Source organism: Bartonella sp. TT29SHDZB, from assembly GCF_042193395.1.
GTDB lineage: Bacteria > Pseudomonadota > Alphaproteobacteria > Rhizobiales > Rhizobiaceae > Bartonella.
In genome coordinates this window covers 1-711 of record NZ_JBHILQ010000134.1, presented here as the reverse complement: position 1 = coordinate 711, position 711 = coordinate 1, and the positions used below count along the sequence as shown (strand labels likewise).

Sequence of the window (711 nt, the reverse complement as noted above, 5' to 3'; positions counted from 1 at the left end):
CAGACGCCGTCCCTCCCTCCGCCGGCTGAGTACGCGAGCATCCCCAGCAGCCCCGAAACTACGGCCGCTTGCCCGACGTTTGCCGAGGACGACGCTATTGCGCGAGCATTCAAATTTGTACCGCGCAGGAAGAGGCTTGCGTGGAGGGAACCAACAATGTCTCTCCCATCGGTGGTTGACATTGATGTAACAGAAGCACCGATTGTGGTGGAACCAACAATGGCGGAGGCTCAGCCAACTTTAGCTCCGACCGCGCCATTGGAAAAAGGACAAGCGGTGGTTTCGCCGGCTGCAATGGATGTGTGTCCGCCTGACGATGTCACTGGCGATGTCGACAGGATTATTGAATCCCTTGCCAGTGAACCCCCCATATTCGAGCCACTGGCTGTGGCATCCGATAGTTGCCACACGAAGGTAGACACAATTCAGCCCACAGTGACAAAGGCGAGACGAGTACGACAGCCGTTCCGTTTGTATAAATTTATTTGTTAGTAATGATGTAAACTTGCAGTGTAAATAACGTTTTCGTAAACAGTACATTATTCCATTTAAGTTACAGTGTTTACTCTTAGTTAAAAACGTTACTGTTTAACTATACATATCTATATTTAAATATGAGCGTCATTGTTTACATTACGATGTCTGTCTATAATAGTTAGCGATTGGGAAGTAACAAAGTTTTAAGTTTTGAAATCCGAATTTATTTGCAAT

At 46.8% G+C, this 711-nt stretch carries 1 protein-coding gene; it reads right to left on the bottom strand.

Translation table 11 applies throughout. From position 1 onward, the window contains the following. Positions 1-109 precede the first annotated feature (109 nt). Positions 110-295, bottom strand: coding sequence for a hypothetical protein (locus tag ACFIJJ_RS09985; RefSeq protein ID WP_375646844.1), 186 nt, complete (start codon positions 293-295; stop codon positions 110-112). Positions 296-711: the final 416 nt, after the last annotated feature.